The 12,388-nt window shown below is 57.0% G+C and carries 12 protein-coding genes; 7 read left to right on the forward strand and 5 right to left on the reverse strand.

Annotated elements, in window-relative coordinates; translation table 11 throughout:
- The first annotated feature begins 242 nt into the window (after positions 1–242).
- Both ASU23_RS35230 and ASU23_RS01905 read left to right on the forward strand, forming a co-directional pair.
- The gene (locus ASU23_RS35230) at positions 243–371 is read left to right on the forward strand and encodes a helix-turn-helix domain-containing protein (protein ID WP_367646116.1); all 129 of its coding nucleotides are present in this window, start codon (positions 243–245) and stop codon (positions 369–371) included.
- 317 nt (positions 372–688) lie between these two features.
- Entirely contained in the window at positions 689–1,528 is an 840-nt protein-coding gene (locus ASU23_RS01905; protein ID WP_054781301.1) for a hypothetical protein, read from the forward strand.
- A 96-nt stretch (positions 1,529–1,624) separates the two neighbouring features.
- On the opposite strand, the gene ASU23_RS01910 is transcribed toward ASU23_RS01905, so the two are convergent.
- The 3 genes from ASU23_RS01910 to ASU23_RS33750 form a co-directional block, all read right to left on the reverse strand.
- A complete protein-coding gene (locus ASU23_RS01910; protein WP_156423049.1) occupies positions 1,625–2,542 on the reverse strand; it encodes a hypothetical protein in 918 nt (305 codons plus the stop codon).
- Positions 2,543–2,689: 147 nt separating this feature from the next.
- Complete coding sequence (locus tag ASU23_RS33075) at positions 2,690–3,346, reverse strand: DUF2971 domain-containing protein (RefSeq protein WP_082661284.1); 657 nt, start codon at positions 3,344–3,346, stop codon at positions 2,690–2,692.
- A gap of 123 nt (positions 3,347–3,469) precedes the next feature.
- A complete protein-coding gene (locus ASU23_RS33750; protein WP_156423050.1) occupies positions 3,470–3,652 on the reverse strand; it encodes a hypothetical protein in 183 nt (60 codons plus the stop codon).
- Positions 3,653–3,853: 201 nt separating this feature from the next.
- Here ASU23_RS33750 and ASU23_RS01920 point away from each other — a divergent pair, with 201 nt between their 5' ends.
- The 3 genes from ASU23_RS01920 to ASU23_RS34640 all read left to right on the forward strand — a co-directional run bounded on the left by ASU23_RS01920 (position 3,854) and on the right by ASU23_RS34640 (position 8,847).
- Positions 3,854–4,063, forward strand: coding sequence for a hypothetical protein (locus ASU23_RS01920; protein WP_054781305.1), 210 nt, complete (start codon positions 3,854–3,856; stop codon positions 4,061–4,063).
- A 2,506-nt stretch (positions 4,064–6,569) separates the two neighbouring features.
- Positions 6,570–6,827: an HTH domain-containing protein gene (locus ASU23_RS35235; protein ID WP_156423051.1), complete on the forward strand. Its 258-nt coding sequence runs from the start codon at positions 6,570–6,572 to the stop codon at positions 6,825–6,827.
- A gap of 604 nt (positions 6,828–7,431) precedes the next feature.
- Positions 7,432–8,847, forward strand: a complete 1,416-nt coding sequence (locus ASU23_RS34640; protein ID WP_253741125.1) for an ArdC family protein — start codon at positions 7,432–7,434, stop codon at positions 8,845–8,847.
- A gap of 82 nt (positions 8,848–8,929) precedes the next feature.
- Here ASU23_RS34640 and ASU23_RS33760 read toward each other — a convergent pair whose 3' ends face one another.
- Both ASU23_RS33760 and ASU23_RS01940 read right to left on the reverse strand, forming a co-directional pair.
- A complete protein-coding gene (locus ASU23_RS33760) occupies positions 8,930–9,538 on the reverse strand; it encodes a hypothetical protein (RefSeq protein WP_156423052.1) in 609 nt (202 codons plus the stop codon).
- A 1,410-nt stretch (positions 9,539–10,948) separates the two neighbouring features.
- Positions 10,949–11,233: a hypothetical protein gene (locus ASU23_RS01940; protein ID WP_156423053.1), complete on the reverse strand. Its 285-nt coding sequence runs from the start codon at positions 11,231–11,233 to the stop codon at positions 10,949–10,951.
- A gap of 370 nt (positions 11,234–11,603) precedes the next feature.
- Between ASU23_RS01940 and ASU23_RS01945 the strand changes: the two genes are divergently transcribed.
- Complete coding sequence (locus ASU23_RS01945; RefSeq protein ID WP_054781310.1) at positions 11,604–11,849, forward strand: hypothetical protein; 246 nt, start codon at positions 11,604–11,606, stop codon at positions 11,847–11,849.
- 169 nt (positions 11,850–12,018) lie between these two features.
- Positions 12,019–12,288, forward strand: coding sequence for a hypothetical protein (locus ASU23_RS01950; protein ID WP_058037041.1), 270 nt, complete (start codon positions 12,019–12,021; stop codon positions 12,286–12,288).
- Positions 12,289–12,388: the final 100 nt, after the last annotated feature.

Raw genomic sequence — 12,388 nt, forward strand, 5'->3', positions numbered from 1 at the left:
TCAACGACCTCCCATCCAGCCTGTGCGCAGAAGGGTTCCAGGTCATCGAGGGCCCAGGTCCAGTCGAATTCTGCGGCGAGGCGGACGATCCGGGTGGCGCCCTCGATGTCGACGTGCATGCGTGGATGCTATCTGCGAGTGTCAATATGACCTGCACCTGGAACGGACGCTCCTAGGAATAACACGCTGTCAGAGAACACTTCGCCGGCGCGAGGTAACCTGCTGCGCTCACTATCACGGCCATTGCGCAGGCTCGAACCATGAAGACCTCGGGCGCCTCGACGAGCAGGACCGCCGGCCCACTCGGTGTCAGCCGATCAACCGTTTACCGGCACCTCAACTCGTCTGAGGGACACCGCCGTGCCAAATAATTCCGTGAAAAACCTGCCAAATAATTCCGAGAGTCACAGATATCCATAAACCGAGCTCACAAGGGATGACTGTCTCAGAAACGTCAGACACGCTCCAGCGGGCGCAACAGAAGATGAGACTGGTTTCTGAGACACGCCACAGTTTGGTAACGGAAGTGGCGGAGTTGCGTCCGGCGCCTACATGGAACGGCGGAAGTTCCATGCGCGACCTTCTGTCTCCGGATCGCGGTGGGGGAGTCGCTTGTCTCAGCCTTCGATGTCTCAGAAACGGTCGTTACTGAGCCAAGAGCGCTGCATTCCTATGGGATCATCGTGTCGTGATTCCTCAAGACTTCTTCACTTCTTCAGACGATCCGACCTGGGGTCGACAGAGCCCGAAGTTCGATATGTCGATGATGACGAAGTTAAGAGTCGGGCCGATTCCTGGCAAAACCGATGTTGAGGTTGCGATAGCGCTGGCCTCGCTTGCTCACGATGAATTGCAAGCATTCGGAACCGGGGGCGGGGAACAGCTCAATGACCGGCAGATCGGGGCTGCTCTCACGGCCTTACGCGCGACAGCGAAGCGGCTTGGTGTTCCATTTGAGCCGCCATATCGAAATTTTACGACATTCAAGAGCTACTGGGTACGCAACGACGGACATGGTTCATGGCAGGCGCGACGTGACATGCTTGACCAGATTTTCGAGCCGCTACACAGCAAATTAGTTGCCATGGAGGAAAATTCGTTTGATGCGCTCGCAGAAGCAGTGTCTCCTCACGCCGCAACAGGGTGGGCAGGAGTGGACGAGGAAATCCTTGAGCTACGGCGCCGATTCCAAACTGCTTTAACGCCGCAGGACTATCGAGCGTTGGGAACAAATTGCGTAGGTGTGTTGGAGGCACTGTCCCGGACAGTTTATGACCCCGAGGTGCACTTACGTGCCGGCGAGACTGAGCCGCCTGTGGACAAGACCAACATGCGGATAGAGCGATACATCGATGACACATTGCCTGGAAAAACCAACGAGGATCTGCGCGGCCTGACAAAAAAGGCATCTGCGCTTGCTCACCATGTCAAGCATTCGCCCACCTCCACCCGCCGCGATGCGGGTATCGCTGCCGACTCAGTCATCTTGCTAGCGAACATAGTCCGCCGTCTCGACCAAGAGCTGTAAGTGTCTCATCTGTCAGCGTCCCGGCAACGGCCGTTACTCGGACAGTGGCTCTCGACTAACTCGCTGAAGACAGAGAAGGATGCTGCCATGGGGTATCTACCTCGATGGTTGGGGGTCGGGGGTGCTATCGATTACGACTGCATTCGAGAGGGCGTCCACTCCGGCGCGTACTTCGTCACACGCGCCGAGTAACCACTGCCAAGTACATCGCGCGTCGTCAACGCCGAGGCGGGTTTTGGAGGCCTCGAACACCTCACTCGGGTCTAATCCCCATAGAAGGCAAAGCCTTTGTGCTGCTGCGATGGTGGTGTCCATCGCGAACTGCATATTTCTCAATGTCGCGCACCAAGTGTAGTTGGTTCGTTTCTGTTCCTGGATCACGGCGAGCGTCAGCCACACGGCGTTGCCGTGAGTGGGGCGACTCAACTCGTCGTATGCCAACGCATGCGGGAATGTGTCCTCAATCAGCTTTCTGTTGTTGTTAGCGGATTGCTTCGGAACCTCGCTGAACATCGACCCGGTCCTGCTTCGCCACTTCTTCCACCCTTCGAGGAGCCCAAGCGCTGCCAATTCCGACGAGGATCTGTACTCCTGTATAGCCGCATAAAACAGTGCGTGCGTCCGCAAAACGCGTATCTTCCAACCGATCTCGGGATCGCCGACGTACATTGCCCTACTCGCGTGCTCGGCGGTAGTGCGGGCGAGGGCCGCAGAGCCGACATGCATTGGAAAGTCCCTGCCGACCAACTCACAACATGACAACAATGCATCACCAGCAGAGATCACGTAGAACTTCGCTAGTCGGTGTGCAGTGAGTAGCGGGCCCTCAACGTCGTCGACATGGCCCATTTCAAGATCAATCACGTCCATGGACTCGACTCCGGGCTCGCGATAATGCGGAGAATGATTCGCCGCGTTGAGCGCGAAGTGGGCTATGTACTGCCCGACATTGCTGGCCTTAACTGCAAATTCGCGGATCTGTTCGAGAGTGAGCTGCGCTTCTCCTATGGACATGGTCACAACGCTACGTGCCGCGTTCTGTGTGGTGGGCGAGGCTCGGTATTCACCGTCGTGACGGCTCACGACGCACATCGGTTGGCGACTCGCGTCGACCCCCAATAACGGCCATTCAGGTGGCGCACCTCCAGCCGTGCTTCTGCTTTATCGGTAGCTACTGCTGGTTGTGAATACGTCAGCGTTCCCCGCTCCCACCAGCTGCTCCATCAGGCGAACAACAGGGAACTTCGCCCCATCGGCGTTGCTGTTCGGACCAATGCGAAGTGATGGCCTGGGTCTGTCAGTCATCGGCCGCGATACATGCTCCGCAAACTTGAAGGGCAGGAACGCCCGGACGCCGTTCTTGCCCGTGATGAACCTCAAGTCGTCGCATGTAGTCTCGCGGTCGAAAAACAGGATGCGCCATTCGTTTTCCGCTTCGAAGCTTGGATTCTTGATGAAATGTCCGATCAAGCGCATCTCGGCGATCATGTCTTTCCAAGCGCTGATCACGCTCTCCGAGCGGGCATTGGAGTCGCGTTCCAAGCCTTCTGTAGTCGTCGCGTATGTCCACTCAGGTGCGTTAGCTAACCACCTCTTGACGTGAAAGTCGTAGATCTCGCGGACGATTCGCTCGACGTCGTCCTCGTCGTAGATGCAAGGGGCAAGTAATGCGCCATCGGCTTCGATGGCCGGAACGATGACGGCAGTCGGAAAACCAATGCAGTACCCGTTGTTTTCCGAGCTGTAAGCGCGCCATTGCGACAGTGAGTCGCCCTCTCGACTGAGCGAGATGATGTAGCTCTTCGGAACGTCATCCAGCCAGCGGCCGTCGTCGAGCGCATGTTTGCGCTGATCAGCGGCCCATTTGTCGAAGTTGTAGCTCTCGCTTTTTCTGTCCTTTACTCGTGCGTCTAACTCCCGCTCACTGGCGAGGAGCTTGAGTCACCTCAGTGCGCGGCGCAACTCTTCCGCATCGTTCATCTGCTCCGGGAGGCCCGCCCACAGTTCAGCGTTGCCTGTAATGCTTTGCAGTGCCTGCCCACCTGTGTAGTGGTAAAGCATGTCGGGTGGTGCCGCATTGAGCAGCCTGGACGTCTCTGGCAGATGGGCGATGTTGAGTGGCACGGGCCTAGTCTAGTGAGAGAGCCCTAGCTCTGGGGCTGACGGACACAACGAGGTGCCGGGAATTCCAAATGAGTGTTTTCGTGGGGGAGAGTGCGAAAATTTGCGGACCGTGCAACACTCGGAGAACAATGGAGGGTGACGACAATGGCAAGCAAGCGCAAGAAGGAATCCGAGAGATCCTCAAATACTTAGCAGCGCAAGATGACGCATGAGGACCTGACGATGTACGGCGGTGCCGGAGCGTCACTACTGCGTGGTGACTCGCCCGAAACTGCGGTGGGAAAAGGCATCGCCGCACGTGGGTACGCCGGAGCAACAAATTCGAGTTACGACTACCACGTCAAATGGAGCGAAAAAGTTGCATCCACACGAGGTTTTTGGAGAAAGTTGAAGGTTATCGTGATCGGGTAGTGACGTCGCCACTAGTCTCGGCGGGAGCAACAAAGACGTCGGGAGGTGGCGAGTACTTGAATTGAACTTCGGGGTCACCGACTACCTTGGGGTAGGCAAGGCGCTCCAGCGAGGCGATATGCAATTTACCTCCAAGTCATCGATCGGGCGATCAGCATCGCATTATTTGCAGCAATCCCCCTCTTGTGCCATTTTAATAACGTATAGTTTCATATTGATAACTCAGCCTTCGAGGAACTTTGCGCTCAAAAACCCAGCGACGGCAACCATTCGATCAATGTGAATTAAAGTGCAAGCTATTCATTATCCGTAACCCTTCTTAAGGCAGTTTGGTTCAATCACCGCACTATCGCAAACAAACGAAGAAAATTACGAAGTCACTTTCTGGTGCGCACGATAACAGATATTGCAACACTCAGCCACACGGCTACAGCAAGTAGATAGAAGATGACCTTCCAGAACAATCCTGAAGTGGACGAGCTAATTCCTAATGCCATTGCCGACGCTCCAAAAAGGCTGGCAGATAGCACCCATCCAGTTCCGGAGAGAAATATCCCGCTCGAGCGCGACCCCAAATATCTATCGCAGCCCCAAGCCGTGAAGACGAAGGCTGCGCCTACGTAAAAAAGAAGATTAAATGACAAAGTCATGGCGGTCGATCTGTTGCGATTAAATCGGATTAGATACTAGTTGTTGCATATCGATATCGCTAGATTTGCGCCTGGGAAATAAGATATCGTCTGACACTTTTAACTCTCTTTTGAACTGGGATAAATATCGCACAAGTGCTGCGTGATCCCGAATGAAAATTGAAGTGGACGGTTAGGGAAATAAAGACTACCCTAACCGTCCACTCTCGTCAGCTATGTAATAGCTTCGTTGCAGTGCAACAATATCTAACCGGTCACGCAGATCGGGCCGGTAACGTCCCACCAGTTCCCGTTCGAACCTTCCCAGAACCTTGCGCACCATACATCGCCGGAATTGCCGCCGGCGTAACCATTCCAGGAGTATGTTTCGCCGACCCCGTATGTCTTATTGGGTCCATCCACTACGAACCCGCGAGGGCCCCAGAATTGAAAATGTCCGACCCTGTTAATTCCACCGTTCAGGGAGGCGTACATCCCCTGGATGTCGGTGGCGAATGGATTGAAGCTATTGAAATTCGTCGTTTGGCAGATCCTCACCGAACCACCGCACTGCTGCTTTGCGAACCCACGAGCCTGAACGTCTCCGGGGCCGGGAGTCGTGGGAAGCTCGCTCTCAAACGGAGGTGCGACCTGGGTCTCTGTGATCACCGGCGTCTCATCGACGACGTCAGCGAACGATGATGCGGACCCGGTCAGAACCAGCAAACCGCTGAAGATCCCCACCATCGCAGCTCGGCCTAGTATTTTCATATTTTCATCCGTTCCGTCGAATCGGTGTTCTTGACCAATTAAATTGCAGATATGAGAGAAACTGGAAATATGTAATCAATGTAAATTCGGAAGGCTTGAATCGCCGCAGTAATCCATTCGAGTTGAGTGTAATCGCGCCTTCCGTGAACAAACCAACCGTTTCATATTTTTGCGGAAAATATGAGTTAATGGCATAAAGTGGACGTGGATTCCACCGAAAGTCGCACGTTTCCCTTCTGGCGGAGACTTGGCGTTGGCGCGAACCTGCCACTCCTCCTCCTGGGTGTACTACTGCGTGGGATTTATTGGAATTTAATCTAGAAATTTTCCAAAAACAGGGTCTGGCCAGGTGTATCGAGGAATCATTCGCTAACTTCCGAAACTGATCTTCACTTCGCGGCCGCGTAGAGCCGGTGTAACCGGGCCGGATGTTTTACGTCTATGGTCTACCCAATGGTCCCCGCATCGTCGTGCTCAATTCGAACAGTTTGGGCTGCTCTCGCCACCTCGCGGCACATGACTGTCCCAGCGTTGATTCACTCCCTTGACCTAGCCGAATGCGAGATCGAAAGCCGCCTGAATTGGCTGTCAGAACTCGGTTGGGTCCAACCATCGCGCGACGTCCCGAGCGCACTCAGGTGCGTAAATCCTTCACTTGCGCTCGGGTCACTCGTTCTGGATATTCTTGACGGCACACGATCTCCGCAAACGCTCGCCGCTCTCGGCGGATTCATGCAATCTGCCAGGTGGGCAAGGATGTGGCAGCCCGCTAGGAATGCGGTCTTCCTGCCGGGTAGTCTTGACAGCTTTTCATCCCTGGTAGAAGAAGCCGTTACATACGTTACTTCTGACGTGACAATTCTCCATACTGCGCCGCTTCCAGGTTCGGATCGATTTCTCATATCAGTGGAGAACTACCTGCGGCGGCGGGGTATACCTGTCCGAACAGTTTTTGGCGGAGCCTGCCGCAGTCATCCCGGCTGGCATAAACACCTTTCATATCTTCGAGCAAATGGTTCATTTGTGACAACTGCGGAACGACTCCCCGGCCGTGGAGTCATCATTGATGGTGGTGACCTAAACATCCTTCATACTGACGCCGGGGGGTGTGTGGTCACAAATTCGCACGATCCTCTCTTCGATTCGGAAGGAGATTTCCCAGAAGGACGGTACGCGGGGAACAGATCCGTCCGTTGCAAGTACTGTCGCTACTTAGTTCTGGCAGCAAGACCTCCGCTATCGCGTCCGCGATCGAAGTCTCCCCTCGAACTGTCGCGCGTGACATAGCCCTTCTTCAAAGTGTTTTTGAGGCCGACTCTCGGTCTATTATTTCCCGTAACGCTGCGTACGTAAATCTAGTGTGATCGCCCATCTTCTGTAGTCATAGAATGTTTCAGAGAAGATTTATTATCCGCGATCTAATCTGCATCAGCTAGTGCCGAAACTGACTCCCTGAAAGAGGAGCTATATACCAAAGGAATAGTCGGGAAGATTTGCCGACGAGGACATGGCGCCGTCGTAAATAGCAGGGTAGGGCTGCCGCCACAGCAAGTTGGTCGGCCTCCGTCGCTCCCGCACAATCACCCCGCCAGCGCTCCGAGTGGGAGGTGCGAACGCCTGGCCCGTTGCCGGCGGTGTGTTGGCGCCTGCCCGGCGGCCGGCCACCTTCGGTGTCCTCCGAATGGAACTCCGCTGCGCTCCGCCTGACGAAGAGCGTTGACTTGTTTGTCCTTCTGGCTTTCCGATTCTCGTCGGCGGTGACCTGCGCGCAACCCCTGGCGGCGATGCCAGCCCGAGGGCTCCGAGAAATTTTCTCAACCCGCACTCGCACGCTCGCAGAGACTTTTCCCGGCCCAGGGGTGGCACTCCGGCCCCCTCATACCGACGCGATTCTCCTTTGCCAGCAGGGCAAAAAAATTGGCGGCCACCGAGCAAGGGGACGCCACCGGATCAGCGGAGGTTCCAGTTATGAGCGCACAGGCGAAGACCACGGCAGACAAGAGCGCAGCGCGCCGCGAGCAGGCCGCCGCACTGCACGAGAGCATCACCGCGAAGGTCGCCCAGCTCACCGACACCGACGCATGGGCCGCCTACCTGACCGCCGCAGCAGCGTTCCACTCCTACAGCTTCAACAACGTCATGTTGATTTTCTCGCAGGCCCCGGACGCCAGCCAGGTCGCCGGATTCCGCAAGTGGCAAGCACTCGGACGGCAGGTCCGCAAGGGCGAAAAGTCGATCAAGATTTTCGGCTACTCGACCAAGAAGATCACCGAAACCGACACCGAGACCGGCGAGGAAACCACCCGCCGCGCAGCACGGTTCCCGATCCTGTCCGTGTTCGACATCGCCCAAACCGACCCGATCGAAGGACACCCCGCAGCAGCCGCCGACACCATCACCACCCGACTTGAAGGCGAAGACCCTGCCGCGATCTACACCCGCATCGCGGACGTGATGATCGAGCAGGGATGGACCGTCACCCGCGAGCACATCGCCGGAGAATCGAACGGCCGAACCAGCCTCGACGGATCGCGCCGCATCATCGTCGACGACACGATCAGCGACGCCCAAGCCGCGAAAACGATGATTCACGAAGCCGCCCACGCACTCATGCACGCCAGCGGAGCAACCGAGAAGACGAACACCCGCTGGGCAGCCGAACACGACGAGATCCTGCGCGAGCACTTCCCCGCCGCCATCGCCGTCGCCGAACGCACCGAAGACCCGAGATGGAACGCAGCAGTAGGCCGCATCCGCGAACTCGTCACCCACGCCAGCTTTGACGTCGACGACCTGTGCCGCAAAATCGAAACAGTCGCGCACTCGACTGCACACGTCACCGGCATCACCGACGCACTCGACACCATCGCGCCACCGGCACGTGAGCCAGTCGACCCAGCAGCACCGCACTGGGTGCACTCCCCCGACCTCGACGCCCACCTCGTCGACCCCGAACTCGCCGAGCAGCTGGAGACCACCTACACCGACGTCGCAGCCGAACACACCGCGAACACCCGACGCATCAGCACCGACGACCAGCGGAGCAACGACCCTGAACTGCGCTTCACGCAGCACCTCGAAGCGCGGCCGGAAGCCGGCGAGCTGGCAGTGCAGTGGGATCGCACGGCCGCCGAGATTCAGGCGTACCGAGACCGATACAACATCACCGATACCACCTCAGTGGCCGGTGACCGACCCGAGAACAAGGCGGACATCGGACCCTTCAACACCGTTCACCGCGACATCGACGCCTTGCATGACCGCATGGACGAGCACCGCGAAGAGCAACATCGCGTCGAGCATGAACAAGCGACGATCGAGCACCACCACACCATCGCCCAACATGTCGAACAAGAACAACAACGTCGGGGCCCTCGTCTCTAGACCGACACGGAGGCCAGAGAGTTTTCGTCGTATTGACTGGGGCAGCACCCCTCTACGGATCCCAGCTGATCCCTGAACATCATCAGAGCCCGCATCCCCGTACTAGGAATCCCGGTGCATGCACCGGGTCGCGACCAGGGATCTTAGGTTCGATCACCGCCGTGACGATGTCCTTCGCCGGTACCCGAGTGCATCGCTCGACACCAGCAGTCACCCACACCTGCCGGCCGCTGTCGAGAGAGAGCGGGCGCCCTACAATCCCCTCTTTCTCAAACTCAACACCGGCCTCGGTCATCCAGACATACGCGACCATGATCTCGTCCCAACTGTCGTTGACCTCGATGCGTATGTCATTTTCGCCAAGCTCGCGAGGAAGATACGAACCACGAAGTGGCGCTATCGCAAAGGCCATTCTTCTGCCGTTCTCGAACGGGACGGGGTCGAACTCCCACATACTCCTACCGATTGCGGGGTCGATCAGTGGAGTCTTCGACCGTGCGTGTTCACTGGTAATTGCGATTCGCCACGACTCATCGCCGTGAAGAGAAGCTTTCCAGACTTCTCCGACGCTAGTTGAAGTGATGTAGGTGTCTTCTCTGTTCACCCAGACGCGCCACGGCCCTGACGTCCACGACTGTTGTGGACCATTCCGGAGGACGAAGCCAAAGCGCAGCTTTTGCTTTTTTGACATGAAGGCATGGTCTCAGCAATTGAAGCGAACAGACCGGTAGGGATGCGGCGCGCATGCGCGACCCAAGAAACAAGATTTGGCCTTGCCTACTCGATAGACGACCTTGGTGGTCACGTCGTCGAGGTGAGCACGAACAAGCGACGATCGAGCACCACCACACCATTGCCCAACACGTCGAACAAGAGAACCAGCGCCGCGCGGCGTGCCTGTAGGAATCGACCAAACACCGATCGCAGTGCAGCAGACCACGCGGAGCAATCGGCAGGCTGAACCTTCGGCCGGTGGCATCGGTCTCGGAGTCTCGTTCCTGGTAGACCGCGTTGTTAGGTCCGCAGCCAGTCGACCACGGAGGTGATCACAACCAGGACAGCACTCTGGCAGGGCACTGACGGGAACCCTTTGCGCTGTTCGCATCTCGCCGCTGGATGTATGCACCTACCGCATCTGCGTACCTGGTATCTGTATAATCAATTACGTAAGCATGGTCTGATCTGCACTTTTGGTGCAGAATCAGGTGAAGCCGCCGCCCGAGCCAACGGACGACGGCCTCGATCACCTGCACGGTGCCGGTGAAAACCGGTTAGAACAAGTGAAACAACAGTGAAAAGTCGAAGCCGGACTTGGCGGCAATCGATGCTAGTGCAGCTGCGAACTGCAACCAGCGGGTCAAGTCCGGTTTCCTCTTTTTTCTCTGTCCACATTCATGACAGTAGTGTGCAGTCATGACGTAACCTTCCTTTCACTTCATGGGCTTTTGAGCCCGACTGTGAACCCTGTAGCAGGGCTCCCCGGCCGCCTTATTGGCCGCCAGTGGAATTGGGTGCCACTCGGAAGTGGCATCTGAAGTGTTGTTCCAGTTACGGGATCTATTCTAATGGTGGGCACGGACCCGCGATGCCAACACAACAACATGTGTCGCACGCAGACGAGTTTTGAGACCTCCAACGCGGGGAGGGATCGCTTCGCTTAGCGAGGTTCCGGATGCGCCTCGGCACTCGCGCTCGGAAGTGTTCGTGCGGAACGATTGTGGCCTCGACATCGCCGACGGTGAAGACAAACCCGCTGTTCGTTGCCTAATTTTGGGCGAGGTGAAACGGGCGGTCTCTGATTGGTCAACTGCGGCTGGCAGTCCCGGCTATGTGCGTGCTCGCCATTTTGCGGAGTCATCGAGCATGGCTGAAGTTCGTCGGCGGCATTGTCGTATCGGTACTCGTTGAAACGTGCGACACGTCGCAACCCATTCCGCGGCGAGTTACGAAGGTGTTGTCGTGCCGGTGCCGGCTAGTAGTGCACCGTGTTTCTTCCTGGCGACACGCTCTGTAATCACGAGCGGCCCGTCTCCCGGAAGATGGGGGACGGGCCTGCGACCGCGCTTCTACACTGACTCTGATGCGTTGATGGGCGAGGAACTCAGCCGAATCGGTTCTCCCCCAACCAGTCGATCACCACCTCCGGAGGGTCAGTGGTCTCGTCGAGGTACCACAGGAAGACCCAGTCGGGACCGGTCCCGTTCCCGAAGACGACGTAGAGAAATCGAGCTGGACCGGTCAGAGCGCGTCGTCGGAAACGCTCGCTGTACGGGTCGCCAGTGAGCGCGTCGAACTTCTCTTCGACACGCTCAGCCATAGCCAGATCAGATTCGTAGAGAGCGTTCAGCGCATCGCCGGCGTCGGGCATCATCGTAAGTTTTGTCACCCATGCATCATACGCGATTCTGCCCACTTTGCACCATAGGTGCAGTGTTGCCGTTGCACCATTGGTGCCAGGTGGGTACAGTACTAGTACAGCTCTAGTACTGGTCTAGTACTAGTCCTGTAGAAGGCCTGTAGAAAGGCTGTAGCGATGGTGGTGGGCGTGAGTTCGACAGCTATACGCGCACCACGGAAAGAAGCGTTCTGAAACAGAGAGTTTCAGAACACAAGGAGCGTTCCGTGACAGGGCTCGGAACAGTAAGAGCGTTTTTGGGAGTCGTAAACCCGAAAGCGCGCACCCAGCACCCCCGACCAAGAGATACGAACACCCAGCACCCCCGACCAGAGATGAAAAAAGACTTAACGAGGCACCCATGAGTGACTTGCACGCAGAACTAGACAGTCGCAACAGGATCAGCCTGGGCAAGGTCAAGAACCGAGCTGAAAGGTACCGAATCGTGGAAGAGTCAGACGGCACTCTCATCCTGCAGCCGGCGGATCTGCTTACAAGGGACGAGCAGATCTACCTGTCGAGCCCTGATTTGATCGCAGCAGTGAAGCTAAGTAACGAACATCCCGAACTTCGCCGCGAGTGGCAGCGAAAAACACCACGACGCTGACCTTCCGGTCGGCAGTGGCTCGGCCGGAACATGCCGATCCATGACAGTGAGAAGGGCCCGTCCGAATTCGGACGGGCCCTTCTCTCGTAGGCGGTGGCATTACCAGTGAGTCGATGTCACTGAATCAGGAACTGCTCGCGATCTTGACCTTTTGTGTCACTCTCGTCTCATGACTGACGAAAATCGCCCGATCCTATCCGTACATCGAGCGGACTTTCCAAATGCCGAGTGGACTTTTTTCGACACTTGGGACTGGGGTTGGGTCGGCATCGAAAACGGCCAGGCAGTCGCAGTATTGACTGCCACCTACGGCCAGAGGAACGGCGCTGGGAACTTCGCCGGCGACGACGACGAATGGGCGACAGTCCAGTACCTCTATTCCAGAGGCAGGAAGTTCGCGCCTGAGATCATCGCCCATGCGTGTCGACGGCCATCGTAAGCTCCCCACTGGCGGCCATTTATGGCGCATTTTGTGGCCATGGTTTCTCCCCGCGTACGGCCAGATAGTTCCCCACCTGCTGTGAGTCAGATTCGGTCCC

The sequence above is a fragment of the Rhodococcus sp. KB6 genome, from assembly GCF_001445685.1.
GTDB lineage: Bacteria > Actinomycetota > Actinomycetes > Mycobacteriales > Mycobacteriaceae > Rhodococcus_F > Rhodococcus_F qingshengii.